General features: G+C 67.6%; 20 protein-coding genes. 13 read left to right on the top strand and 7 right to left on the bottom strand.

Features of this window, described 5'->3' with window-relative positions:
* Positions 1-4 precede the first annotated feature (4 nt).
* The 3 genes from ACOQFL_RS20375 to ACOQFL_RS20385 all read left to right on the top strand — a co-directional run bounded on the left by ACOQFL_RS20375 (position 5) and on the right by ACOQFL_RS20385 (position 5,388).
* Positions 5-751, top strand: a complete 747-nt coding sequence (locus ACOQFL_RS20375; RefSeq protein ID WP_435545794.1) for an ABC transporter ATP-binding protein — start codon at positions 5-7, stop codon at positions 749-751.
* Between the two features lie 342 nt (positions 752-1,093).
* The gene (locus ACOQFL_RS20380; RefSeq protein ID WP_435545795.1) at positions 1,094-3,637 is read left to right on the top strand and encodes an alpha-L-arabinofuranosidase family protein; all 2,544 of its coding nucleotides are present in this window, start codon (positions 1,094-1,096) and stop codon (positions 3,635-3,637) included.
* 251 nt (positions 3,638-3,888) lie between these two features.
* Positions 3,889-5,388 carry a family 43 glycosylhydrolase gene (locus tag ACOQFL_RS20385; RefSeq protein ID WP_435545796.1) on the top strand — a complete coding sequence of 500 codons (1,500 nt, stop codon included), beginning with the start codon at positions 3,889-3,891 and terminating at the stop codon, positions 5,386-5,388.
* A gap of 134 nt (positions 5,389-5,522) precedes the next feature.
* Here the strand turns inward: ACOQFL_RS20385 and ACOQFL_RS20390 are convergent, their stop codons facing one another.
* Positions 5,523-6,182, bottom strand: a complete 660-nt coding sequence (locus ACOQFL_RS20390) for a GtrA family protein (RefSeq protein WP_435545797.1) — start codon at positions 6,180-6,182, stop codon at positions 5,523-5,525.
* Between the two features lie 205 nt (positions 6,183-6,387).
* Positions 6,388-9,030 carry a sigma-70 family RNA polymerase sigma factor gene (locus ACOQFL_RS20395; RefSeq protein ID WP_435545798.1) on the bottom strand — a complete coding sequence of 881 codons (2,643 nt, stop codon included), beginning with the start codon at positions 9,028-9,030 and terminating at the stop codon, positions 6,388-6,390.
* A 365-nt stretch (positions 9,031-9,395) separates the two neighbouring features.
* Between ACOQFL_RS20395 and ACOQFL_RS20400 the strand changes: the two genes are divergently transcribed.
* The 3 genes from ACOQFL_RS20400 (at position 9,396) to ACOQFL_RS20410 (ending at position 12,598) form a co-directional block, all read left to right on the top strand.
* Positions 9,396-10,187 (top strand): hypothetical protein, encoded by a 792-nt coding sequence (locus ACOQFL_RS20400; RefSeq protein ID WP_435545799.1) that lies wholly within the window; start codon positions 9,396-9,398, stop codon positions 10,185-10,187.
* A gap of 183 nt (positions 10,188-10,370) precedes the next feature.
* Positions 10,371-11,555 carry a 5-(carboxyamino)imidazole ribonucleotide synthase gene (locus ACOQFL_RS20405; RefSeq protein ID WP_435545800.1) on the top strand — a complete coding sequence of 395 codons (1,185 nt, stop codon included), beginning with the start codon at positions 10,371-10,373 and terminating at the stop codon, positions 11,553-11,555.
* A gap of 581 nt (positions 11,556-12,136) precedes the next feature.
* Complete coding sequence (locus tag ACOQFL_RS20410) at positions 12,137-12,598, top strand: DUF2599 domain-containing protein (protein WP_435545801.1); 462 nt, start codon at positions 12,137-12,139, stop codon at positions 12,596-12,598.
* Positions 12,599-12,784: 186 nt separating this feature from the next.
* Here the strand turns inward: ACOQFL_RS20410 and ACOQFL_RS20415 are convergent, their stop codons facing one another.
* Positions 12,785-13,699: a DMT family transporter gene (locus ACOQFL_RS20415; RefSeq protein ID WP_435545802.1), complete on the bottom strand. Its 915-nt coding sequence runs from the start codon at positions 13,697-13,699 to the stop codon at positions 12,785-12,787.
* 74 nt (positions 13,700-13,773) lie between these two features.
* Between ACOQFL_RS20415 and ACOQFL_RS20420 the strand changes: the two genes are divergently transcribed.
* From ACOQFL_RS20420 to ACOQFL_RS20440, 5 genes are all read left to right on the top strand, one after another.
* A complete protein-coding gene (locus tag ACOQFL_RS20420; RefSeq protein ID WP_435545803.1) occupies positions 13,774-14,697 on the top strand; it encodes a LysR family transcriptional regulator in 924 nt (307 codons plus the stop codon).
* Positions 14,698-14,834: 137 nt separating this feature from the next.
* The gene (gene purE / locus ACOQFL_RS20425) at positions 14,835-15,326 is read left to right on the top strand and encodes a 5-(carboxyamino)imidazole ribonucleotide mutase (protein WP_435545866.1); all 492 of its coding nucleotides are present in this window, start codon (positions 14,835-14,837) and stop codon (positions 15,324-15,326) included.
* A 135-nt stretch (positions 15,327-15,461) separates the two neighbouring features.
* Entirely contained in the window at positions 15,462-16,646 is a 1,185-nt protein-coding gene (locus ACOQFL_RS20430) for a DUF262 domain-containing protein (protein ID WP_435545804.1), read from the top strand.
* Complete coding sequence (locus tag ACOQFL_RS20435; RefSeq protein WP_435545805.1) at positions 16,639-17,763, top strand: AAA family ATPase; 1,125 nt, start codon at positions 16,639-16,641, stop codon at positions 17,761-17,763. The genes ACOQFL_RS20430 and ACOQFL_RS20435 overlap by 8 nt, the downstream gene beginning before the upstream one ends.
* Positions 17,764-17,788: 25 nt before the next feature.
* Positions 17,789-18,694, top strand: a complete 906-nt coding sequence (locus tag ACOQFL_RS20440; protein WP_435545806.1) for a hypothetical protein — start codon at positions 17,789-17,791, stop codon at positions 18,692-18,694.
* A gap of 28 nt (positions 18,695-18,722) precedes the next feature.
* On the opposite strand, the gene ACOQFL_RS20445 is transcribed toward ACOQFL_RS20440, so the two are convergent.
* The 4 genes from ACOQFL_RS20445 to ACOQFL_RS20460 form a co-directional block, all read right to left on the bottom strand.
* Positions 18,723-19,508, bottom strand: a complete 786-nt coding sequence (locus tag ACOQFL_RS20445; RefSeq protein ID WP_435545807.1) for a thioesterase family protein — start codon at positions 19,506-19,508, stop codon at positions 18,723-18,725.
* 64 nt (positions 19,509-19,572) lie between these two features.
* Positions 19,573-20,304 carry a TIGR03089 family protein gene (locus tag ACOQFL_RS20450; protein WP_435545808.1) on the bottom strand — a complete coding sequence of 244 codons (732 nt, stop codon included), beginning with the start codon at positions 20,302-20,304 and terminating at the stop codon, positions 19,573-19,575.
* Positions 20,305-20,435: 131 nt separating this feature from the next.
* A complete protein-coding gene (locus ACOQFL_RS20455; RefSeq protein WP_435545809.1) occupies positions 20,436-21,956 on the bottom strand; it encodes an LCP family protein in 1,521 nt (506 codons plus the stop codon).
* Positions 21,957-22,192: 236 nt separating this feature from the next.
* Positions 22,193-23,623, bottom strand: a complete 1,431-nt coding sequence (locus ACOQFL_RS20460; protein ID WP_435545810.1) for an LCP family protein — start codon at positions 23,621-23,623, stop codon at positions 22,193-22,195.
* 566 nt (positions 23,624-24,189) lie between these two features.
* Here ACOQFL_RS20460 and rfbB point away from each other — a divergent pair.
* Complete coding sequence (gene rfbB / locus ACOQFL_RS20465; RefSeq protein WP_435545811.1) at positions 24,190-25,164, top strand: dTDP-glucose 4,6-dehydratase; 975 nt, start codon at positions 24,190-24,192, stop codon at positions 25,162-25,164.
* Positions 25,165-25,479: 315 nt separating this feature from the next.
* Positions 25,480-26,388: a dTDP-4-dehydrorhamnose reductase gene (gene rfbD / locus ACOQFL_RS20470; RefSeq protein ID WP_435545812.1), complete on the top strand. Its 909-nt coding sequence runs from the start codon at positions 25,480-25,482 to the stop codon at positions 26,386-26,388.
* Positions 26,389-26,433: the final 45 nt, after the last annotated feature.

Raw genomic sequence — 26,433 nt, forward strand, 5'->3', positions numbered from 1 at the left:
GATCATGGCACTGCTGGAGGCATCCGGACTGTCCAAGTCCTACGGGCAGGGGCGGTTGCGTGTCGAGGCGCTGCACGGGGTGTCGCTCTCGGTCGAGGCGGGCGAGGCGGTGGCCCTGATGGGGCCTTCCGGCTGCGGCAAGTCCACGCTGCTGAACCTGCTCGGGCTGACCCTGCCGGTGACCAGCGGTGAACTCCTCGTGCGCGGTGAGCCCGCACCCACCCGGGAAGGAGAGCGCGCACGGCTGCGCAACGAGTTCTTCGGCTATCTCCATCAGGAGTTCGCCATCGTCGAGTCCGACACCGTAGCCGCCAACGTCACGATCCCGCTGGAGTACGCCCGGCCGCGCGTCGGCAGGCGGCAGCGGCTCGAACGCGCCCGCGCGGCGGTGGAGAGCGTCGGCCTCGGTTGGGCGCTGCGCCGCAGGGCCGCCGAACTCTCCGGCGGTGAGCGGCAGCGGGTCGCGATCGCGCGGGCACTGGTCAACGAGCCCCACCTGGTGATCGCCGACGAACCCACCGCCGCACTCGACCTCGCCACGGCGCGGGAGATCGTGACGCTGCTGCTGTCGATGCGGCAGCGGGGTGCCTCGATCCTGGTGGCCACGCACGATCCCCGTGTAGCGGAGCGGTGCGATCGTGTCGTCGCGATGTCGGACGGCGGACTCACTGCCGACGAGACCGACACGCCCGCTGCCGGCGCACCCGACGACCACGTGTCCACCGAGTTCGGGAGCTACGGCAGCGATTAGCGCTGCACTGCCGGGAAGCGATCCGGCCTGGAAAATACCCGCCCCGGGAACGCGTGTCGGCGGGGAGCACTGTCCAGTTGGGAACGCTGTCCACAGGGAAGCGCTGCCCGCCGGGTGAAAGTTCGCTTCGGAGACGGCTCGCCGGTCTTCGACCACAGGCTCCTCATCCCCGGTGTCGCCGCGCGCCGAGAACTCCGGCTCGGTGGCGGTCCTGGTGTGATCACGCCGTCACATGCTGTTGACCTTCCTTGTGATGGCGGTTACTTTTTCGGAATATCGGACTTAGTTCGGTATATCAGACAACGAGGATCTCGGTCATCCGAAAACGGACTTGGAGCCCGCATGTCCCGATTACACTCGGCGGTCGGCCTGGCCACAGCCGTACTGCTGGGCGGCGCGCTGCTGCCATCGGCTCTCGCGGACACCGCCGAAAGCTCACCGATCGACTACTCGCTGCAGGTGGATGCGGCGGGAGAGACCAAGTCGATCCCCGACACCATGCACGGAGTCTTCTTCGAGGACATCAACGATGCCGCCGACGGCGGCATCTACGCGGAGCTGGTGCGCAACCGCTCCTTCGAGTACGACACCGTGGACAACCCCTCCTACACCCCCATGACCGGCTGGAGCACCACCTCGGTCGGCGGCGCCGAAGGCTCCGCCGAGGTGGTCGACGACGCCCAACGACTCAACAAGAACAACCGCAGCTACCTGAAGCTGCGGCCGAACGCCCGAGGTCGCGCCGCTTACGGGGTAACCAACGCCGGATACCACTCCGGAATGTCGCTGGAGCGCGGCGAGAAGTACGACTTCTCGATCTGGGCCCGCAGCGACCAACCCGGCGGCACCCCGCTGACCGTGACCGCCACCGACGGCTCCGGCTCACCGGTCGGCCGCACCATGCGGCTTCGGGCGAGGGGCGACCAGTGGACCGAGTACACCGGGACCTTCGTGGCGCACAGCGCCACCAACACCGGTGGGCTGCGCGTGCTCGCGCACGGCTCGGGAACCGTTCGGCTCGACATGGTCTCGCTCTTCCCGCGTGACACCTTCAAGAACGAACCCAACGGGCTGCGCGAGGACCTGGCCCGCAAGATCGAAGCGCTCAACCCCGGCTTCCTGCGGTTCCCCGGCGGATGCCTGGTCAACACCGGCAGCCACGAGTCCTACCAGGCCCCGGACTGGGAACGTCGCCGCTCCTACCAGTGGAAGGACACCGTCGGGCCGGTCGAACAACGTCCCACCAACGCCAACTTCTGGGGCTACAACCAGTCCTACGGCCTCGGGTTCTACGAGTACTTCCGGTTCGCCGAGAACATCGGCGCGATGCCGCTGCCGGTGGTGCCCGCCCTGGTCACCGGCTGCGGTGAGGACAAGGCCACCCACGATCCGCAGCTGCTGCGGCGCCACATCCAGGACACCCTCGATCTGATCCAGTTCGCCAACGGGTCGGTCGACACCGAGTGGGGCGGCAAGCGCGCCGCCATGGGCCACCCCGAGCCCTTCGGCCTCACCCACCTGGCCGTCGGCAACGAGGAGAACCTGCCCGAGGACTTCTACGAGCACTTCGAGAAGTTCCGCGACGCCATCGAGCAGCGCTACCCCGAGATCACCGTGGTCGCCAACTCGGGGCCCGACGACAGCGGAGCCACCTTTGACCGCGCCTGGGAACTCGCCCGCGAGCAGAACGTGGCGATGGTCGACGAGCACTACTACAACAACCCGCAGTGGTTCCTGGAGAACAACCGGCGCTACGACTCCTACGACCGCTCCGGGCCCGAGGTCTCACTGACCGAGTACGCCTCCGAGGGCAACACGTTCTACAACGCGCTGGTCGAGTCGGCCTTCATGACCGGGCTGGAACGCAACGCCGACGTGGTGCGGATGAGCTCCTACGCACCGCTGCTGGCCCACGAGGACGATCCGCAGTGGGCACCGGACATGATCTGGTTCGACAACCACAGGTCGTGGGGATCGGCGAGCTACGAGGCGCAGAAGCTGTTCGGCAACAACGTCGGTGACGAGGTGGTGCCCAGCGAGGCGTCCTCGACCCCGGTCGAGGAGAAACCGATCAGTGGTGCGGTGGGACTGTCCACCTGGAACACCAGCGCGGCCTACGACAACGTGCGGGTGACCTCGGCCGACGGCGAGACACTGCTGGCCGACGATTTCTCCGGCGACGCCTCGAAGTGGAGCGGGCTCACCGGCACCGGCGACTGGTCGATCCAGAACGGTGCCTACGTGCAGTCGGACGCCTCCGTCCAGAACACCATGGTCACGGCGGGCGACAAGAGCTGGAGTGACTACGACCTGAACCTGACCGCCACCAAGCGCGCGGGCAGCGAAGGGTTCCTCGTCGCCTTCGGCGTCAAGGGAACCGGCAACTACTACTGGTGGAACCTGGGCGGCTGGAACAACACCCGCTCGGCGGTGCAGCAGACCACCGCGGGCAGCTCGCAAACCGTGCTGTCCAAGGACACCACCATCGAGACCGGCCGGGAATACGACATCAGGGTCGAGGTCCGGGGCAGGCAGGTGACGCTGTTCCTCGACGGCGAGAAGTGGGGCAGCTTCACCGACGAACAGAACGCCGAACCGTTCCGCCAGGTGGTCACCAGGGACGAGAAGACCGGCGAGCTGATCGTCAAGGTCGTCAACGCCCAGAACAGCCGGGCACGCACCCAGCTGGACATCAGCGGTGCCTCGCGGCTGGCGAACACGGCGCGGCTGACCACGCTGCGGGGCGACCCCCAGGCGGTCAACACCGCCGAGTCACGACCGATCAAACCCGAGAAGTCGGTGATCCGGGGCGTGGACGAGAACTTCAGCCACACATTCCCGGCCAACTCGATCACCGTGATGCGGATCAAGACCCAAGGCAACTGACGGGTTTTCCGCTCGGCTCGTCCGTGGGCTCGGGTGGCGGAACCTCCCGCACGGCTCTCGTTCCGGGGAGGCCCGACATCGGGTAGTTACTACACAACGTCGGGCCTTCCTCGCGAGAGCCGCACGGGAGAACCCGCGGCGGTGCCGACTGCGGGAGTGGTGGGAGTTCGGCACCGCCGAGCCGAAGCACCACGTCCGCCGACGACACCACAGAGGACTTCGATTCTGCTTCAGGCAGAGAGGAACACGACATGACGAACAATTTGAATCGCCGTTCGCTGTTGCGCGGCGGTGGAGCGGCAGCGGCCGGAGCGGCGGCCGTGCCGCTGCTCGGCACCTCGGCGAGCGCGGCGACACAGCGGTCCGGCCGGGGACACGGTCACGACCCCGCTCGGGACTCCGGCGTGCTGACCACCCGTGACCCGTTGATCGAGCAGCGCGCCGATCCGCTCATCACCTACCCCCACCGGGGGATGTACTACATGACCGGCTCGGTGCCGGAGTACGACCGCATCGTGGTGCGCGGCGCTCCAACCATCGAGGGGCTGGCCCACACCGGGGAGCGCACCGTCTGGCGCCGCCCGAAGTCCGGGCGGATGGGCGGCCACATCTGGGCGCCGGAGCTGCACCGCATCGACGGCCGCTGGTACATCTACTTCGCCGCCGGTGACTCCGACGACGTGTTCCGCATCCGGATGTACGTGCTCGAATCCCGAGCCGAGGACCCCCGCGAGGACGCGTGGGAGCTGCGCGGGCAGATCACCACGGCCTGGGACACCTTCGCGCTCGACGCGACCACCTTCGAGCACGCGGGCACCCGGTACTACGCGTGGGCGCAGGCCGAACCCGGCATCGACACCAACAGCAACCTCTACATCGCCGAGATGGCCTCCCCGGTGGCGATCAAGGGCGATCCGGTCCGGATCGCGGTGCCCACCGCCGACTGGGAAACCCGCGGTTTCAAGGTCAACGAGGGCGCGTACGTGCTGGTCCGCAACGGGCGGGTCTTCATGACCTTCTCGGCCAGCGCCACCGACGCCAACTACTGCGTGGGGCTGTTGACCGCCGACGCCCGTGCCAACCTGCTCGATCCGGCCTCGTGGACCAAGTCGCCCCAGCCGTTGCTGGAGACGAACGAGGCCCACAGCAGGTACGGACCCGGGCACAACTCCTTCACGGTGGCCGAGGACGGCGAGACCGACGTGCTCGTCTACCACGCACGGTCCTACCAAGGGATCGAGGGCGACCCGCTGTACGACCCGAACCGGCACACCAGGGTGCAGCGGTTGAACTGGTACCCGGACGGCACCCCCGCACTCGGGATACCGATCGCAGGGGGCGAGTCCGTGGTGCGGCTCTCGCCGCTGGACAGCCCCGACTCGTTCGTCAGGCACCGGGAGGACAACCGGCTGGTCGTCGAGCGGGTCACCGACCGCATCGAGCAGAGCCAGTTCCGCATCGTGCCCGGCTTCCTCGACCCCGGCAGGGTGGCACTGCGGTGTGTCGATCTCCCCGACCACCACGTCCGGGTGAGTGACGGCTCGCCCGTGGTGGAGCCCTACGCCGACAGTGACGAGTACGGCCGGGCCAGCGGATTCATCCGGGACGAGGGGCTCGCCGACCGCGACGGTGTGTCCTTCCGGCTCTCGCACGATCCGCACAGCTACCTCGCGCACCGCGAGGGCAGGCTCGTCGTGGAGCGGCCTCGGAGCCGGGCGGACCGGGAGCGGGCGACCTTCCGGCTCCGCTGAGTCGCCCACCACGGTGCCGTGAGCCCTCGTCCGGCACCGTGATCGGGTTCAGGCGATCCACGCGCGAAACCGCCCCCCGCGTGCGTGGATCCCCGGGTGGGATCCGCGGGACCTCACCCGGTTCCGGGGCGGTTTCACCCGGCGGCAGGACGCGAGATGTCGTGCTCCTCGCCCGATCCGTGGGAAGTGCTGTTCGAGCCGTCGCGGTGTTCCCCGCCAGCGGTTCGTTCGGCAGTGGCTCGCTCGATGGGGAAGGGCTCGACGTTGCGGAGCTCTGTGACGTCTTCGGTGGGGCGCTCGGTGGTCTCCGTCTCCCGGGTGGGAAAGACCCAGCGGCGGAAGGCCCACCAGCGGAACGCCATCCCCAGCAGCACGCCCAGTATCTGGCTCGAGGTGAAGTCGGCGATCTCCTCGACCAACGGCGTGGTGTAGGGCGTCTGCAGGTGCAGCAGGTACCGGGAGACCCACAGCGGTGCCGCGTAGAGCGCGACCGCGATGCCGCTGAACAGGAAGTACAGGCTGGCCTCGTGGTGGCGTTCCTTGCCGCCGCGGGTGCGGAACGCCCACTCCCGGTTAAGGACGTAGGACACGATCGTGGCCACCAGCACGGCCACGATCTTGGCCGTGACCGGCTTCGGGGCCAGCACTGTCCACTTGAGCGCGAAGAAGATCACGGTGTCGATGACAAAGGTACTCGCGCCCACCATCGCGAACTTCAACAGCTCGCGATAGCGCAGCGCCAGTTGACGTACCGGGCGGGGGAGTTGGGTGAGCACCTCGTCGACTACCGACACCCGACGAGTCTACGGAGCGACTCCACTGTCACCCTGCCGTACACGCGAGTCCTCTCCGGTCGAGTGTCACACCTCATAACCGCAGTGCCTTCGGATAACCGCAGTGCCTTCGGATAACCGCAGTGCCTTCGGATAACCGCAGCGCCTCCGGGCGTCGATTTCTCGCGAAATCGCCGCGCCGGGCCGGAGCACGGCCACGGTGGGGTCAGTCCGCTGTTCCGACGTAGGGTAACCCGTCGAGGAAGTTCTCCAGGTCGAATCCGGGCGATTCCTCGCTGTCCGCCTCCTCCGGCTCCCGCCCCCCGATGCTCTCGGAGGACCCCGGCGGTTGCGAGTCCGGTTCCTCGGTGGCTTCGGGCGGTTGGGGGCCGCTCGTCCTCTCGTGCTCCGTCGTCGGCGGTGTCGGCGTGTTCGCGTCGGATGCCGGGGGCTCGGGAGCGGGGGAATTCTCGTACGAGGAACCGCCGGACTGCCCCGCACTGTTCCCGTTCGGGGCCTCCGGATCGGCACCGGGTTCCGTGCTCGGGTCGGGCGCTCCGCCGGGACCGGAGTTCGAGTTCGCCGGTTCCCGCCCGTGTTCGGAGTCCCGCGGGCCACCACTGTCCGACCCGCTGCCCTCCGAGTCACTCGGCCGCTGCTCGGCGCTCGTCGGCTCGTCCGACAGATCCCAGTGCCCCGGGAGTTTCCAGTGTTCCGGCAGTCGGGACCACCACGGTTCCAGGGTGACCCGCTCGCTGTCGCCGGCTTCCGCCAGTTCGGCACTGACCGTGAGCCGCGTGGGACGCAACCATTCGGGGGGAGACTCGTCGAACAGCCCCTCCTCGGAGAGTGGGCGTGCGGACAGCCATCGGGAGTCGCACAGCCACACCGTGAAGTCGGCGGTCTCGGCCGGGCGCAGGCGCTCCGAGCAGCGCACCGTCGACCCCGCGCGTTCGCATTCCGAGGGGAGCTTCGCCGCACGAGTGCCCTCCGGCAGTTCGAACATCACCCGGGCCGTTCCGGTGGTTTCTCCGGTGTTGCGGACGTGTGCGCGCACCCGGGAGCCACTCCAGGGGAACGTCCCGCTCCAGTTGTTCGTCGTGAGTGTTATGCCCGGTTCGGGGCGCGGTTGCACTCGGACACGCACCTCTGCCGGTGCGAGCGAGAGCCCGCCCGCGCTCGTGACGCTCACCGCCACCGCGCCGCTGCGCGCGGTGTTGTCCGCGCGAACCCGGAAGTCCAGCCGTAGCTCCTCGCCGGGGCGCAGCCCGCGTTCGGTGGTGCAGGTCACGGAGCGCCCCTGCGAAGCGCAACCGAAGCCGGGGCCGGTTCCGTCCGAGCCGGACCGCGCGGGCTCGCCCGCGAGCGCGCTGCCCGAGAGGCTCGCCGTGTTCCCCGTGCTCGCCGGGCCTTCGGTGCTTGCCGGGACCACCGCGTCGCGCGCGCTCGCCGGAGGCGCTGTCCCCCATGCCGGTTCGGTACTCGTTGCCTCGTTCCCCGGTTGCCCGGCCGCTTCCGAGCCATCGGCGACGCCGGGCACGCGGGCACCGATGCCCTTCGGCAGCGAGAGACGCACCGTGAGCGACTCGGAGTTCGCCGTGCCGTTGTTGCCGATCGTGATGGGCAGCTCGGCGGGATCACCACCCGCGATCAGCCGCACCGGCTGTCCCGGCCCGGACGCCACGAGATTCGGTTCTCCTGGCTCGGGTGCCGGTTGGGGAGACTCCTCGGGAGGTGGGCTCGGTTCGGGGGAGGGGCTTGGCGAAGGTCGTGGCTCGGATGGTTGCCGTGGCTGCCGGGGCGGTTGTTCCGGTACGGGCGGTTCGGGTGCGGATGGTTCGGGAGTGGGCGTGGGTTGTTCCGAGGTGGGAGGCGCCGCGGCCGCCGGATCCGATTGTTGACCACCCGAAGCCAGACCGAGAACCACCGCGACGACCATCGCGGCGGTCGAGGCGGTCGTACCGACGATCTGCCGGGGCAGCGAGCTCGCCGCCCCGGCAGCCCCGGCGCCTCCCGAACCTCCGGCAGCGGTGAATCCGGCCGCGGCGGCCGTTCCCGAGCCGCCCGCCAGATACCCCGCCGCGCTGGTGCCGAGGACGAACGGCGCGACCACCAGTCGCAGACCACCGTTGACGTCGCCCAACTCGCCGGCCAACGAGCGACAGTTCGTGCAGGAGTCCAGGTGCGTGTCCACCTGCGCGGACTCCCGTTTGGACAACCCACCCCTGGTCCACTGGCCCAGCCGTTCGACGGTGGCCCGGCACTGCTGCGACTCCGCTTCGTCGGATTCCAGCTGGCCGAGGTGAACCTGCAGGTATGCCTGGCGTAACCCCTCGCGTGCCCGGTAGGCCAGCGCCGAGACACCGTTGGAGGTCAATCCCAGGAGCGGAGCAACCTCGGACGGTGACTCGCCCTCGATCTCCAGGTGCCACAACACCGTCTGCCAGCGTTCGGGCAGCCTGTGGAACGCCTGCGCGGCCAGCGAGCGTTCCAGACCCGCCACCGCCGTGTCGGTGAACGGCACGCTCACGTCCGCGCCGTCCTCGGCGCCCACGTCGGCCGAATAACGCACCCTGCGCTCCTTGCGGGTGCGGTCGTAGGCCGTGCGGCGGACAGCCGTGAGGAGGTAGGCCCGGAAGGCGGTGTTCGGTCCCTGACCGGAACGAAGTCCGGTGAGTACTTTCGCGAACGCCTCGGAAACGAGGTCGTCCGCCTCCGACGAGTCCTGGGCCACCTGACGAGCCATGCTGTGGGCCGCGGCGCTGTGGCGCTCGTAGAGCACTCCGTACGCCGCGGTGGAACCTCCGCGAACGGCTTCGATCAGCTCGTTGTCACCCGCGTGCTCGAACTCGTTCGGATCCGTGGCCAAACCCTGCGCTCCCCTCGGTACGTGTATGACGAGCCGCGGTGTGCCCGCGACGAGCCGCAGTGTGTTCGCGGTGTGATCGGTACTGTACTCAGCGGTGATCGTGATCGAACTCTCCGGGTGAACGCTATTCGAACCACCGTCACGGAGTACTCCCCGAGGCGTCTCCAGGGTGGGGAGTCACCGGAAGGGGAGGAAGAATGGAACCCACGAGGGAGCAATCACCCGAACAGCCGAGATGCGGTGGGGAAACGAACGACCCCCGAACGTCGCAACCGGACGCTTCCGGTTCGGGGCAGCACGACGCACGGGCGATCCCGCCCGGGCGTGCTAAGAGTGTCGTCGGTCGGGCGGAACGCCGTCGCGCGTTGCGGTCCCGGTGGCGTGGCGCCACGCTGGCCTCCGGCTGGCCGTTCCCCGACGACTGGGCCTGCCCAGCGGTGGATCGGGTGTGCGAGGCAGTGACAAGCGGGGACGATCCGGGAGAAGCGGTCGACGAACTGGCGGCGCAGCGGGCGGACTCCGGAATCGGGCTGGACGAGACGCTGCGGGACCTCGGAGTGCTGCACGCGGTGCTCTCGCGTGCGGACACCGGCAGCGCCCTGGTCGGCGAGGAGTGCGACGACGTCCCGGCTTCGTTGCTGCGCCGTGCCGCGCTGGCATGGGCCGATGTGGTCTCGGGCCGCTCGGCGGCACGGGAGGTCACCGATGCGCTGACCGGGCTGAGCACGCTGTCCTACCTACGGATGCGGCTGTACGAGGTGTACCGCGAGACCCGGGGCGCGGGAGCCGAGGCGGCAACGTCTCCCGGACGGGACATCTACGCGCTGCTCGTCGTCACGCTCCGACTGCCGGGGAGTGACGACCGGTGGGCACGGCTGATGGCGCTGGTGCTGGCCGCCGATGCGCTGCGGGAAGTGTTCGACGCCGGTGAAACCGTGTCATTGCTGCACGAGTCCACCCCCGTGGTGCTCACGCGTGACGAGCCGCGGTTGGTGGAACGCTGTTCCCGCGCCGAAGCCGCGATCGACGAGCGAGTGCTGGCCGATCCGGAGTTGGCGCGAGCTCTGGACGATTCGGGCAGTGCCGTGCGAATTCGCCGGGCGCCGCTGCCTTCCGAGTACTCCCGGGCCTGCGAACTGCTCGACTCGCTCCGTTGAGTGGCTGCTCGGGGGCGGGCCTCACCGGGAGCCCGCGTGGTCGCCCGCTGGGTGAGATCGGGCTCAGCCGTCGCTCGCGGTGCGCGACCACGCGCGCGAGTTTCGTCGTGACTCCGGCCGGGGAGTTGCGGTGGGGAGACCGACGCTCGGCCCGATCCCCCGAACGGGTAGGCTATTCGGGCTGTGGACCACCGCACTGCAACTCCCGTCGTCGGCATGGTCGGTGCCGGTCAACTCGCGCGCATGACACACCAGGCCGCCATCGGCCTCGGTCAGTCGCTGAAGGTGTTGGCGGCCTCCCCGGACGAGTCGGCCGCGCTGGTCGCGCCGAACATCGAGATCGGTTCGCACACCGACCTCGCCGCGCTGCGCACGTTCGCCGAAGGTTGTGACGCCCTCACGTTCGACCACGAACACGTCCCCAACGAACACCTGCGTGCACTCGCCGCCGAAGGTGTGGCGGTACACCCCGGGCCGGACGCGCTGCTGCATGCCCAGGACAAGCTCGTGATGCGGCGCAAGCTGCGTGAGCTCGAACTGCCGGTGCCCCCGTTCGCGGAGGTCGGCAGCGTCACCGACGTGCTGGAGTTCGGCGCCGCACACGGTTGGCCCTGCGTGCTCAAGACCGCGCGCGGCGGGTACGACGGCAAGGGCGTGTGGGTGCTGGACACGCCGGACGGCGCCCGCCGCACCACCGCCGAACTGCTCGATGCCGGGGCGCCGCTGATGGTGGAGCAGCGGGTGGCGCTGCGCAGGGAACTCGCGGTGCTCGTCGCCCGCTCGCCGTTCGGGCAGGGCGGTGCCTGGCCGGTGGTGGAGACCGTGCAGTCCGGGGGCATCTGCGTGCGGGTGCTCGCGCCCGCCCCCGACGCCTCCGAGGAGTTGACGCAGCGGGCGCAGGACATCGCGCTGCGCATCGCCGACGAGCTGGGAATGGTCGGCGTGCTCGCGGTGGAGATGTTCGAGACCGCGGACGGCCTGGTGATCAACGAGCTGGCGATGCGGCCGCACAACTCCGGACACTTCAGCATCGACGGCTCGCGGACCTCGCAGTTCGAACAGCACCTGCGGGCCGTGCTGGACTACCCGCTGGGCACCACCGAGCTGACCGCGCCCGCCGTGGCGATGGGCAACATCCTGGCCGCTCCCACCGAGCCGCGGATGAGCGTGGACGAACGGGTACATCACCTGTTCGCGCGGTTCCCGGGGGCCAAGCTGCACCTTTACGGCAAGACCGAGCGGCCCGGACGCAAGGTCGGGCACGTCAACATGCTCGGCGAGCGGATGGACGAGGTGAGTGAGCGGGCACGGCTGGCCGCGCACTGGCTCGCGCACGCCGAGTGGCCCGATGGTTACTCCATCCACTGAACTTGGCCAGTAGTGGGCCGGTTTTCGTAGTCGATTCCGTGGCGGAACCTCTGGCACGGCTCTCGCTGCGGGTCCGGCGACCTCGGGTAGCGACCTACACAACGTCTCCGGCGTCCTCGCGAGAGCCGCACGGGAGAACCCGCGGCGGTGCCGCTGGCCAGGGTGGTCGGAGCTCTGCCTGCGAGGGTGGTGGGAGTTCGCCCTGCGTCGATGGCGCGGCGATTTCGCGGGAAATTGACGAGGGCGCGCACGGCCATGGCTGCGATCAGTGGTGTGGACTGCTTGATTCCGCAACCGTCCGCCGGTCCGGCGGCTGCTCTGCTCTTTTCGTGGTAACCGGATCCGATGAGATCCACGTCTGAACCGGTCCGATGTGCCGAACGTGGTTTTCCGTGTGATTCGGACTTGTTAGAACCACCCGTGGTTGTCGAGTGTTACGAGTTGTCACTTTGCGTGTCGCTTCTCCCGCGAGCTCGATGATCGCGCCCCTGATCCGGGGCCGGTCCACTCCGGCGAGTCGTACCCGCGCTCGACCCACATCGGTGAAATACCGCGTCTGCTGAGAACTACAGGAGCCGAGGATGTTCGGATCCATCAGGACCGCCCGCGCGACGAAGCGGTTCGCGCTCGTCGCCGTCACCACGTTGGCCACCACCCTGCTGGGTGCCGGACCGGCCGCCGGTCAGGCACAAGCCGCTCCACTACCACCGGATCAGAGTTGGCGTTCCTGTGGCAGTCTGCTTATCAACAAGGCCTCGGTGGACAACAGGGGCGACATGTTCAAGGTCAACATGGTTCCGTCGCACGCCCTGCGCGTCCCCCACCCCTCGGTCGGGGCCGCCTGGGGCGACCTGCGGAACTGCGTGAGCTTCCCGAACTGGGACACCCTGCGCCAGCAGTTCGACTGCCACGCCGCCTTCGGCCGTAAGGAGCCGGAGTGGAACATGGAGTCCGACCGCTTCTCCAACCCGGACTGGAAGAGGGACAACCCGACGCAGCACAAGTGCAACTGGGGCAGCAGTAACGGTGGCGGATCCTCCTGATCGAAGTTCGCCGTGCAGCCGTGCCGTAGTACCCATCCGGTGGAACCTTCCGTGAGTGCTCGAGTTGCGGAGGCGGGGTTTTCCGGCGCGCACGGGACGCTGTTCCGTACCTCAGCGTCCCCCGCAGCGGCGCCCCGGACCGCGAAGGCCGAGGCGCTGCTGCCGGTCCCCGGGCCGTTTGGTGGGTCAGGAGCGCACCCGACGGCCCGCGAACCAGACCGTTCCCACCACCAGCACGCACCCCACCAGTTGCCACCACGTGGGCGACTCGCCGAGCAGCAGCACTCCCCACAGCACGGCCAGTACCGGTTGCAGCAGCAACAGAGTGCTGCCGACACTGCTCGGCACCCGGGGCAGTGCCGAGCCCACCACCAGCAGGCCGGTGACCTGTGACGAGAGTGCCAGCGCGGCCAGCCAGCCCAGGGCGGGCCAGCCTACCGCCAGTTCCACTTCCTGCCACGGTCCGCCGAGCAGCAGCGCCGTGACGGCGGCGGAAGCGGATGCGAGACAGGCAGGCGAGAAGCGATGCCTGGCGTGGTGGGTACCGCTCAGGCGCAGCATGAAGAGGTAGCCGCCGTAGGCCACTCCCGAGGCGGCTCCCACCAGCGCGCCGTAGGCGGGCGCATCACCGAACGCCCGGTTGTCAGCGACGCCGCCGACCAGTGCCACCCCCGCGAGCATCACCGGTGTGGCCAGCAAAAAGCCCGTCGAGAGCCGTTCGCGGGTGATCAGCAGCGCGAGCAGCGGCGCCGCGAGCACCTGCACGTTGTTGAGCACCGTGGCGATGCCGGTGCCGATGTTGACGATGGACTCGCCCCACAACACCAGGTCCAGCCCCAGGAAGAATCCCGCCAGCAGATCCAGTGCCTGCCACCGGAAACCTCGGCCGCCGAGCCTGCGCCGTTCGAGTAACGCCAGCGGCAGCAAAACCGGCAGAGCGAGCAGGCAGCGGTAGAACGCGGCCGTACCGGCGGAGGTGCCGGACAGCTGCATGAACAGTGCGGAGCCCGACAGGATCGTGGCGCCGAGCGTCAGTACCAGTCGCGCGTCGGGAGCGGTAGTGCGTCCGGTAGCGGGCGGTTCGGTCTCGGGGGCGGTCATGACTCCAACGATGCTGGTTGAAAATATTCAGCACAATCGAATGTTTCTGGCCGGAATTCGGTAGCATCGCTTCCGTGTTCAATGTGGAACGACTTCGTGCGTTGCACGCCGTCGCAGCGCACGGCTCCGTGGCGCTGGCAGCCTCGGCGCTGCACGTGACTCCCTCCGGCGTTTCGCAGCAGCTCGCCAAGCTGGAACGTGAGGCAGGACACCAGCTGCTGGAGCAGCACGGTCGCGGCGTACGTCTCACGGCAGGGGGGCACGTGCTCTCCAAACACGCCTCGGAGATCCTCTCCAGGATGTCGGAGGCGCAATCCGATCTCGACGGCCTCAGCGAGGAGATCCTCGGCCCGCTGCGGATCGGCTCGATCTCCACCGTGCTGCGGGCGGTGGTTCCCGGCGCGCTGAGTGCGCTGCACCGCAGGCACCCCCGGCTGGAGGTGACGCTGCGCGAGGGCGAGGCCGAGGAGACCCTGCCCGCCCTGGTGGGGCGCGATCTCGACCTGGCGGTGCTGGAGAGCTGGGACCGGCTGCCCGCGCAGCTGCCCGCCGAGGTCAGCTATCGCAGGTTGTGCACCGACACCGCCGACGTCGCGCTGCCGGAGCAGCACCGGCTCGCCCACCGGACCTCGGTCTCGCTGCACGAACTGGCCGACACACCCTGGGTGAGCTGGGCCACGGGGACCGCCTGCCACGAGTGGTTGGTGCAGACCCTGCGGGCTCAGGAGTTCGAGCCGCGCATCACCTGCAACGTCGCGGGATATCCCACCCAGCTCGAACTGGTGGGCGCCAATCTCGCGGCGGCCCTGGTGCCCAGACTGGCCCGCGATTCGGTGCCCAGCGGAGTCGCGGTGGTGCGAACCAGGCCGGTGCTGCAGCGGCAGGTGCTCGCCGTCTGGCGCACTGACTCCGAGCGCCCGGCGATCCGTGCCTGCGTCGACGCGCTGGCGACCGTCACCGAGCAGCAGACCCTGGTGGCGCCGCAGGAAAACCAGTAGCAGCGCCGACTCGGGTTTCCACCGCTCGACCGAGCTCGCATCCGGGCATCTAGGCTCAGCGGGAAAACGATTTCGAGGACTTCGGGGAGGAAGCGTTGGTGGAGTCCGACGGGCGGACACCGCTGGTGGGCCTGGTGATGGGCAGCGATTCGGACTGGCCGGTGATGCGCGAAGCGGGCGAGGCGTTGCGCGAGTTCGACGTCCCCTACGAGGTGGGCGTGTACTCGGCGCACCGCACTCCGCAGCGGATGCTGGACTACGCGGGCGGCGCGGCCGAGCGCGGGGTCCGGGTCGTCATCGCCGGTGCGGGCGGCGCGGCACACCTTCCCGGCATGGTCGCCTCGGCCACCGTGCTGCCGGTGATCGGTGTACCCGTGCCGTTGAAGTACCTGGACGGTATGGACTCGCTGCTGTCCATCGTGCAGATGCCCGCCGGTATCCCGGTGGCGACCGTGTCCGTCGGTGGTGCCCGCAACGCGGGGCTGCTCGCCGTGCGCACGCTGGCCGCCGACTCGGGAGAGCTCGGCGCGCGGCTGCGCGACCGCATGAGCCGGTTCCAGGACGAATTGGAGAGCAAGGTGCTGGACAAGGACGCCGCGCTGCGCGAGCGGCTCGATGGGGAAAACTGAACGAATCGGACCGTACGAATCGGTTCCCCGATCCGGTGTTATGGGCACCGCTCGTTCGGCGTGCGTGCGAACATCGGTTGTCGTGAATCCGTTCGAAACAGAGCTGACGAACTGCGACGGTGCATGGTGGATGCGATGAACTCACCCGTTTCCGGTCACCAGACCGCGTGGGGCGATCTCGATGACGAACTCCGACTCGACTCCGGGGGTTACAGCCAGGAACTGGACCTGGAACTGGAGAGCACTGAGGACCGGATTCAGGAGCCCTTCGACCCCGAGCGGATCGACGTGCGCACGCGGAGCATGACGATCGATCTCCTGCTGGCGAGGCTCAGAAGGGGTGTCCTTGACCTGACTCCCGATTTCCAGCGGCGGGCCGGCATCTGGAAACCGGAGAACCAGAGCAGGCTTGTCGAATCGTTACTGCTACGCATCCCGCTGCCGAGTTTCTACGCGGCCGAGAACGAGGACGAAACCTGGGCGATGGTGGACGGTGTGCAGCGGATGGCCGCCATAGCTCGTTTCATCCAGCCGGAAAGCCTCGGCAAGGAACCGCTGAGGCTGCAGGGGCTGGAGTACCTGAAGTACAATGGATACACCTACGAAGACCTTCCGGGGCGGCTGCAGACCCGCTTGGTTGAGACCGAAGTATTGATTCATCTCATCGGAAAGACGACCCCGGAAGAGGTTAAGTTCAACATATTCGGGCGGATCAACACTGGTGGGATGCCACTGAGTCTGCAGGAGCTCAGACATGCCTTGATCCCGGGAAGAGCGCGCGACCTGTTGGCTGAACTTTCCGAATCCGAGAGTTTTCAGCGTGCCACCCTGGGCAGTGTCAACGATGCCAGGATGTCCGACCGCGAGATGGTTCTCAGGTTCCTCGCTTTCAGTATCACGGATCTGAGTGAGTACACCTCCAACAACCTCGACGTCTTCCTGCAGGATGCGATGAAAAAGCTCAACCACTGGAGCGAAGAGCGGATCGAGGGATTGAAAGAGGACTTCGAGGTATCCATGAATTCGGCCATGGAGATATTCGGAGAACATGCGTTCCGCAAGGTTCTTCCTGGTCAACACGGCAGAAATCCGATCAACAAGGCCCTGTTCGAGACGATCTCGGTGAGCCTGGCGAGGCTTTCCGAGTCGGAGCGTCGTGCGCTCGTCGAGCGCAGGAAGAGGGTTGTGTCCGGTCTCGGTGAGCTGCTGAGCGAGAAGGAGTTCAACGAGTCCGTTTCGGTGGCGACGGGGTACCCGAAGAGGGTTCGTACGCGTTTCAGGGGAATCATGGACCTTTTCGTCGAGGTGATCGATGGTTGACCGGGTCGAACTAACCAACTTCAAGGCTTTCCGACAGTCTGTTGTTCCGCTGGGTGATCTGACTCTGCTTACCGGGCTGAACTCGGCTGGTAAGAGCACTGTGATGCAGGCGCTGGCTCTGCTGCGCCAGTCCTACGTGTCCGGAACTCTCGTGGACGATGACCAGACCGGGTTGCTACTCAACGGCGACCTGGTCGGTTTGGGGACGGGTAGGGACGTGCGCCACGAGAACTACGTCCAGGCGGGTCCCGGTGGCGAGGGAATCGTGCTCGGCCTCGGCGAGGGTGGTGCCGAGTACAGGTGGCACGCTTTCTACGAGCGGGAAAGCGACCTGCTGGAGCTCGAATCCGCCGACGTGGGCCACGCCGAACTGTCCGCGCTGTCCCTGTTCGGTAAGGGCTTCCAGTATCTCAGGGCGGATCGGATTTTTCCCTCGGTGAGATACCCCAGGTCGCACGACGTGGCGATTCGGCGCGGCTTTCTGGGTGCGCAGGGGGAGCACACGGTCAACTACCTGCGCTATCACCGGGACGACACCGTCGAGAACGAATCATTGCGCCATCCGCAGGCGACCTCGACAAATCTGCTCGCGCAGACCGAGGCCTGGATGCGGGAGTTCTGTCCCGGTGTCAACCTGGAAGCCGAAGAAATCACCGACACCGATTCGGTACGACTGGGGTACCGTTTCGGGACAGCCGGATTCTCCTCGTCCAATCGTTACCGGCCGACGAACGTGGGATTCGGGCTCACCTACACTCTTCCGATCGTGGTGGCTTGTCTGACCGCCGGTTCCAACGGGCTCCTGCTGCTGGAGAACCCCGAGGCGCACCTGCATCCACGTGGCCAGACCAGGATCGCTTTCCTGGCCTGCCGTGCTGCCGCCGCTGGAAGTCAACTGATCGTGGAAACGCACAGTGACCATGTGCTCAACGGAGTCCGCATCGCCGTGAAGCGTGGTGAGATACCCGCTTCATCGGTCCGGTTGCACTATTTCCGCCGGGACGGCGGCGACGTTGACTTCGTCAGCCCCGTGGTGAGTGAGGACGGGATGCTTTCGCAGTGGCCCGAGGGTTTCTTCGACGAGTGGGACGAGTCGCTGGACGCTTTGTTGGACTGAAGAGGTACTGGGGATCTTGCGCGTATTGTTGTTCTTGAACGAGCTGTCCTGCGCCAGCGAGTCGAGTGAATCGACGATGGACGAGTGCATGGCCGAATTCGTCGAACTCGTCAGGAGGGCGCGTAAGAAGCGCAGGGACACCGCTCTCGTGACACCTTCTCCGCTCAAGGAGATGGAGTTGGGAGCCGGGTATCACGTGCGTCAGTGGATCGACAAGAGAGGTAACCGGGAGAGATGGCGTCTGCTGCAGAGCGCCCGCAACATGTCCCCGGTTTCCGCGGTCCTGCCGGAATCGGCCTCGGGTGAGGTGGAGTACACCCATCAGGGACGTTCCGCCGAAGCTCTCGGTGGTGCCCACCTGACGGATGGTCTGGCTGTGAGCCTGGGGACGGAGTCCGGCTGGCGAACTCCCTGGGTAGTGGTGGATCGGACCCAGGCGGTGGAGGACGCCGATGGTTCGCTGGACCTGGAGAAGGGGACCGTCGATGTCCGGCACGCGGTTACCACAGCCGAGCTCGATGACCATGACGAGTGGTTGATCTCGTCCGGACTGTCCGGGATGACCACCGGAAGGCAGCTTTGGGATGCGAGGGGGGACTTCTTCCCCAACCTGAGGTTTCTGGATCGCACGAAGAACGATCTGGAACAGCTCGAAGGCCACAGACTTCGTCCCGTTCGCGACCGGTTGCTCGAGTTGGAGCGCGCCACCGCCGAATGGCTTCCGGAAGCCACCCACCAACCCGCCTGGAAGTCTCACGTGACGCCGGAGAGTTCCAGCCGGAAATCCCGCTGTGGGTTTCAGGATGCGGACGGCGTCACACGGACTTTCGACATGCACGCCCGGTTCACGCCGGGCGCGGGAAGGGTGCACTTTCGGCTCGTCCCCGAAGAGCGCGTGTTGGAGATCGCCTACATCGGGTCCAAGCTCTGAGCTTCAGTGGTGCTCGATACGGGCCGGCTCAGCCGAGCTCGTTGACGAGCACCGCTTCCTGGGCCGTGCCGATCGGGCCGTAGGTGTCATACAGCCGCGCTCGCGCCACCCCGATGCCGCTGGTCTCGACATCCCGTCGGATCTCCATGCCGAGCCATTCGCCGGCCAGCTCGCGATGCAGGTAGCAGGTGATGTCGGTGTTGATCCAGGGGCCGAACAGCTCACCGATCGGGCTGGCCGCGCTGATGCAGTCCACCAGGGTGGCGGTGTGCACTAGCGGGGTCATCGGCTCGGTCGGCAACAGCGGCACCGGCATCCGCATCCACACCCTGCTGGCGTCCGGACTGCTCTGGTCGTCGAGCCACCGCACGTCGACCACGTCGTGCACTCCCCAGCGCAGCCCGAGTTCGGGAGGGATCAGCGACCCGTCGGCGATACCGTCCGGGCCGGTGAACGGCGGAACCGACGTGGAGTTCGGCCCGTCCAGCTCGCTGCGCCGCAGCAGCTGGGCGGTCGCCCGGGTGAGTGTCTCCTCACCCCTGGTCAATTCCGCCTCGATCACCTGGAGGCGTTTGCCCGACCGCAGTGTGCGGGTCGACACCGCCACGTGTTCGCGGGGAACCGGCCGCATCAGGTCGAAGGTCATCCGGGCCACGAACATTTCGGGATCCGCTGCCGCGCGCTCGATGGCTCGTGCCAGCAGTCCCGCCACCGGGCCGCCCCCGGTCAGTTCGCCCCAGGGGTTTCCCGCGGCCTCGGTCGGGACGAATCCGGTTCCGTCGGTCTCGAACAGCGTTCGCGTCGCATCTGACACACCCTGATGCTACTTGCGAGTAATGTAAATTGCGAGACGTGTCGGATCCGGTTTTGTTGTCCCGTCAGCCTTCGGCCCCCAGCTCCACCGTGATCTTCTCGTCGGAGCGCCGCTTGTCCAGCAGCTCGGTGTTCCCGCCTTCGGACAGTCCGGTCAGTTGCACCAGCGAGGCCCGCGCGGCCAGTACCGCCAACAGGCTGTCCACCGCACCTTCCGGAAGCGTCCACTCCAGTGTGGAAAGCACCCGGTCCTGCTCGCCGATACCCGAGTTCGCGGCACTCCGCCGCGCCGCATCGATCACCTCGTCCACGGTGGAGTCGAACAACGCGGGGGTGTCCCCGGGAACCGGCAGCAGCGGGCTGAACTCGTCACCGCGTATCCGCACCTCGGAGGCGTAGTCCAGCACCTTGTCGTCGAGTCCCGCCACGGAGCCCCCGAGCGCGTCCAGCCCCACCGCGACGACGGTGTGTGCTCCGCTGCCCTCGGAAACCCGGTCTCCCGGAACGAACGCCGCCTCGGCTCCCGCCGGGGAGTCGGTCACGCGGGCACCGCACCACCAGGCACCGAGCAGGATCCCAGCGGTCTGCCAGTGGGCGGGCAGCCGAACGGCCACCGACATACCCGGTTCGAGGTCGAGCTCCTCGGTCAGCCAGTTGGCCGTTTTCGCTGCCCAGTTGCCCACCGTGGCCCGGGAGAGTTCGATCCTGCCTCCCGCCGCCTCGTCGTAGTGCGTGATCAGCGGGCGCGCGGATCCGTTGGTAAGCAGGGGTGACAGCAGGGTCGCGGTGACGCTCATGGTGGCAGGCTAACCCACGGGGACGGTGCCTACTCGATGTCACCGCTGCCCGGTAAGAAAGATGTCCTACAAGAGAGCTGTCCGGTAAGACAACCGCGCGCTGTCCGCCACCCCGGTTCGGAAAGCCGTGGTCAGTAAACGCAGGGAATACCTTCCGCGGTGATCTCCCGCTGCGGCGATTCCACCGGAGCACTCGGCGCTGCCCGCACGCCGTCCAGCCGTACCAGCGGGTCCCCGGTCATCCGGTGCGTCGGTTCGGTCGAGCCGGGGCCGGAGCGGGGTGAATCGGAGGATGACTGTGGCGGACCGGAGGATGGCCGGGTCGAGCCGGGCCGGGAGCCGGTCGAGCTCGGCTGGGAGGACGCACCGGGCGAACCGCTGTTCGAGTCCGAAGTGGTACCGGCGACGTCGTGACCGAAGCCCGCCACGAACTCGTGCACCCGTTCCTCGTCGACACTGACCACACTGCGACCCGCGGAGTTGCGTGCCGTGGTGTCCTCGACCGGAATGGTCACGAAGCCGATGTCGCCCGAGGCCAGTGACTGCATCCGGCGCACGAAGTCCAGCACTCGCCAGTCGCTGTCCAGCACCACCGATTTACGGGCCGCGGCCATCAGGTCGCGGAGCTTGCCGGTGTCCGTGAGGGTTCCGCTGGAAAGCACCTTGTCCGCGACGGCGGCCATGAACACCTGCTGACGCACGATCCGATCCAAGTCACCGTTGGGCAGGCCGTGTCGCTGCCGGACGAACGCCAGCGCGTCCCCACCCGAGATCGTCTGCTCGCCCGCGGGAAACTCGGCGCCGGAGTTCTCGTCGCTGGTCGCGCGTTTCAAGCAGACCCGCACCCCGCCGAGAGCCTTGGTGACCTCGTAGAACCCCAGCAGGTTCACCTCGGCGTAGTGATCCACCCCCACGCCCGTCAACGACTCCACGGCGCTGGTCAACGCGCGGATTCCCGCCCGCTTGGACAGCTTCTCGATCTCGGCCCGGGTACGGCCACCGGCGGCGCGTAGCTCGTCCTCCTTGGTGGTCTTGGTCCGCCCGTAAATCCCGTTGATCTTCCTGGACTTCCCGGAACGCTGTACCGCGGTGTCGCGGGGTATCGAGATGGCGGTCGTGGCCGTCCCGTCGTCGGGCACCCGCAGCAGGATGATCGTGTCCGTGTTCAGCCCACTGGCCGACTCGGTGCGCAGCATGTCCAACACCTCGTCCGGCAGTGGGTTGCCCTGGGCGTCGGTGCGACTGTCGCTGCCCACGAGCAGGATGTCGGTGGCGGTGTCCTCCGGCATCCGCCGGGTCGAGTCGCCGGACCGCAGATCGACCTTGTTGGACTGGTTCTCCATCATCCCCAGCACGGTCCAGCCCAACCCGGTCCCCGCCAGCGTTACCACCGAGGCGAGTACAAGTAGGGACCGCATCGTGATCCGGGCCGTGCCGCGCAGCACACGGCTGCCGCGACCACCGGCGGTTGTCGTTCTCCCGCCGGAGGTGACTGCCTCGGAAGCATCCGAACCAGGCGTCTCCTCGCCGGTGTCCGAAATGTTTTCCGTCTCGTTCCCAGGGAGTGTCGAGTCCGACTCCGCGTTACCGGATGCCGCGTTCCCCTCGCGCGGTTCTTCCGACGACGTCGCGTGCGTGTCGGGCTCGTCCACTTGGGTCCTCCTGGAAAGCGGCCGTTCTCCCTTCGGTGGTCACGTCGGGACCGCGACACGCCACATCGCGCTCGGGGAAGTGGCACACACCGAACTCCGGACCAACGTGTGGATCCGGGAGTTCAAGGTTAACGTGCGGAAGCCGAGCTCATGTGAGGATATTTCGATTATCGGTGCCGTGTCGCCGCTGCTCGACCCTTCGCAGTCGGCGACGGTGTCCACGCGAAACCGTTCGGTCAGTTCACGCAGCGAACTCCTCCCGCCGTGATCGGCTGCTTGCCGGTGGTCGGCTCGGTTTCCGAACCCTGCGCCCGCGCCGTGCCGTCCAGCCGCACCGCACCTTCGCCGGTGAACTCGCGGGTGCCGGGCCCGGCGTAGTCGTCCCCCAGATACACCGAGATGCTGCCGGGTGCCACATCCTCGCCCGCCTTGATCGGCACGCCCCCCAGGTCGGAGGCGGCCAGCTTCGCGGCCTGCTCGGTACCCGAGGCGTAGCGCACCACCGAGTCCGACATCATGCTCTCCGCGTTGGCCGCGACTCCGCTGTCGAACCCCTGATCGGCGAGGTCGTCCAGTACACGTCCGGCCAGTCCGGACACTCCCGAGGCGTTGTAGACGTTGACCTCGGTCTCGGCGCGCAGCTCTTCGGCCTGTTCGGCATCCCGCTGCGCCTGTTCGCGTTTCCGCTGCGACAGCAGCAGGTTGTCGACGTACCGCTTCACCTCATCGGGATCGGCGCGCAGCCCCGAGCTGGGGCCGTTCATCTCCACGGGGATGGTGTAGAACTTGATGTCCCCGGCGGCCATTCCCTGCATCTGCTTCGCGAAGGAGAGCACGTCCCAGTTCTTGTCCAGTGTGATCGAGTCCTGCAACGCTTTGATCAGCTCGTTCAGCTTGCCGGGATTGCTGAGCATGCCCGCCGAGAGCATCTTCTTGGCCAACCCGGACATGAAAACCTGCTGTCGCACTATTCGATCGAGATCGCCCCTGGGCAGGCCGTGTCGCTGCCGGACGAACGCCAGCGCGTCCCCCTTGGAGAGGGTGTGCACCCCGGCGGAGAAGTCGGCACCGGAGTACGGGTCGTCCACCGGGTTCTTCAGACACACCTTGACGCCACCCACCACTTCGGTGAGCTTGTAGAAACCGAGCAGGTTCACTTCCGCGTAGTGTTCGATCGTCACACCGGCGAAGTCCTCGATGGTTTCCATCAGGAACTCCTTGCCCGCCTTCTCGGACAACCTGTTCAGCTTCTTCTCGTCGGTGATCCCCTGCGCCTCCAGCTCCTCCCGTTTCGCCACACGCTTCCGGTTCAACGCGGAGTTGAGCTTGTTCTCGCCGAACTCGCCCATGTCGACCATGGTGTCGCGCGGGAAGGAGACCGCGCGGGCGCGTTTACCGTTGTCGGGAATCCGCAGCAGGATCATCGTGTCGGTCAGGTGCCCGCCTTCCTGACTGGCGCGGAGTTCGCGCAGCACCTCGTCCGGAAGTGGGTTGCCCTGGGCGTCGGTGCGGCTGTCGTTGCCGATCAGCAGGATGTCGGTGGCGCCGTCCGGTGAGTCGCGTTCGTTGTTGATGTCGATGTTGCCCCGCAGGCCGGAATCGAGCTGACTCACCTTGCCCCAGCCGTATCCGGTGGTGCTCAGCACGATGAGCGAGAGGAGCAGCACCAGAATCCGGGGAGCGATCCGGGCACGGCCCCCGCGCCCACCTCCCCGGCCGCCTCGCCGGTCCCACACGTCGGTCGGCGGCGGGGGCTGTCGGGGGTCACGCGGTTGGCCCTGTCGCTGTTCTCGTCGGCTACCGTGCGTACTTCTCGTTTCGTGCGGTCGTCCCGGTCGCGCGGCAGTGCGCCCGTCGGGCTCGGGCCGCCCGCCTGCGGTGCGGTCCCCGGTGTCGTGGAGGCGTCGGGAGTCGGGCCTTCCGGCGTGCCCGTGCGGGCCACCCTCTCGTCGTGGCCGGTTGTTCACGCCGAATCCCCCTTGAGCTCCTGAGCGGGGCGGTGGCGTCGATGGAACTCCGCCGCCCTTGCTGCTGTTCGTAGGTTAACGCTGATCACGGCAGTACGTGGTTCGTAGCGGGAAAAAGTGGCTTAAACCCTTCCGGGTGACGCATAGCGTTCACGTTGGGTTGCGTATCAGTTGAGTTCGCCCGCCGAACCGCATGGCAGACTCGAATGGCCGCCGCGGCCCCCGGGCTCGTGCCGCGGACGTAACACCGTGATGGGAAAGGTGCCATGAAAGTCCTGGTTACCGGCGGAGCCGGTTTCATCGGTTCGCACTACGTGCGGCAGCTGCTCACGGGCGGATATCCGGCTTTCGACGGTGCCGAGGTGGTCGTGCTGGACAAGCTCACCTACGCGGGCAACCTCGCGAACCTGGCCGAAGTGGCCGACCACCCCCGGCTGCGGTTCGTGCGGGGCGATGTCCGCGATCCGGAGCTGCTCGCGGAGTGGATGCCCGGGACCGATGTGGTGGTGCACTTCGCCGCCGAATCCCACGTGGATCGTTCCATCACGGCGGGTGGCGACTTCGTGCTGACCAACGTCGTCGGAACCGAGAACCTGCTGCGCGCGGCGCTCTCGGCCGAAGTCACCAGGTTCGTGCACGTCTCCACCGACGAGGTCTACGGCTCCATAGCCGAGGGGTCCTGGTCCGAGGACTATCCGTTGGAGCCGAACTCGCCGTACTCCGCCTCCAAAGCCGGGGCGGACCTGCTGGCCCGGGCCTACCATCGAACTCACGAACTGCCGGTCTGCGTCACGCGGTGCTCCAACAACTACGGTCCCTACCAGTACCCCGAGAAAATGATCCCACTGTTCGTGACCAACCTGCTGGACGGCAAGGAGGTCCCGCTCTACGGCGACGGTGGCAACGTCCGCGACTGGTTGCACGTCGCCGACCACTGCCGTGGGATACAGCTGGTAGCCGAATCCGGTGAGCCGGGCGAGGTCTACAACATCGGCGGCGGTACCGAGCTGAGCAATTCGGAGCTGACTTCCATGCTGCTCGAAGCAGTGGGTGTGGACTGGTCGATGGTGCGGCCGGTTACCGACCGGAAGGGGCACGACCGTCGTTACTCGTTGCGCCACGACAAGATCAGCGCGGAGCTCGGTTACGGTCCCACGATTTCGCTGCGGGAGGGGCTCGCCGAGACCGTGGAGTGGTATCGACGCAATCGTGCCTGGTGGGAACCGCTCAAGCACGCCTGACGGCCGAGCACACCCCGCCGTGCCGACCCGACCGGCCCACCGCCGAAGTCCCTCCTCGGTCCTGACAGCATTTGTCGAGTCCGGATGCCTCCGGTTTCGCCGGTGCCTTTCGGCGCGGCAGCGCCGCAACGACCACGCGCGTCGACCGGCCACCCGCGGGTTCTCTCGTGTGTGCTCTCGCGAGTACGGCCCGACGTGGCGTAGCTACTACTCGATGTCGGGCCGCACGGAGCGAGAGCCCGCGAGAGGTTCCGCCACCCGAGTTCCGCTGAAACCGAGTTGCCAAAATCCCTCCGAAAGTCGAGGAGAAGGTCGATGCCGCCACCCGCACTGTTGATCCCGGGAGGGCGTGGCCAGCTAGGCGCCGATCTGGCGGCAGGCCGAGGCCCGGGGCTGCTGCACGCCCCCGGTTCCGCGGAGCTCGACATCACCGACTCCGGGATGCTCGCCGACGCCGTCGACTCGTTCGCCGACGCCGCGAGCGACGCGGGACTGCGTCCGGTGGTCATCAATTTGGCCGCCTACACCGCGGTCGACGACGCCGAGTCCGACCGCGCGACGGCGGAGCGGGTCAACACGCGCGGTCCCGCCGAGCTCGCCAGGCTGTGCCGTGATCGCGGGATGCCGCTGCTGCACGTGTCCACCGACTACGTCTTCGCCGGTGATGCCGTCGAGCCCTACGAGCCCACCGACGAGACCGGGCCGCGCAGCGTGTACGGCAGCACCAAGTTGGCTGGGGAACAGGCCGTGCTGGCAGCTCATCCCCGCGCGTGGGTGGTGCGCACCGCGTGGCTCTACGGCGCGCGGGGAGCGAACTTCGTCAGCGCGATGGCCCGGTTGTGCGCCGAACGTGAGACCGTCTCGGTTGCTGAGGACCAGATCGGTTCGCCGACCTGGACCGCCGACCTGGCCCGTGGGCTGCTGGAACTGGCCGACTCGGTCGCGCGCCGGGACGAGCCCGCGGCACGGGTGCTGCACTGCACCAACACCGGCAGCGTGAGCCGCTACGAGTTCGCCAGGGCGGTCTTCGAGGAGCTGGGAGCCGATCCCGATCGAGTGCGTCCGGTCGCCACGGCCGACGTTCCCCGACCGGCCCCCAGGCCCGCGTACTCGGTGCTGTCCGACCGGCAGTGGGCAGCGGGCGGTCTCACTCCGCTGCGGCACTGGCGGGACGCGCTGCGCGCGGCTTTCGAGCAGCACGGTGCGGTCTGGGGCGCGAGCTGAGTTCCCGGCACGCTCCCCATGGCTGGGTCGTGCTCGCACGTCCGA

Origin of the sequence: Actinopolyspora sabaoui, from assembly GCF_051225635.1 — a bacterium.
Classification (GTDB): domain Bacteria; phylum Actinomycetota; class Actinomycetes; order Mycobacteriales; family Pseudonocardiaceae; genus Actinopolyspora.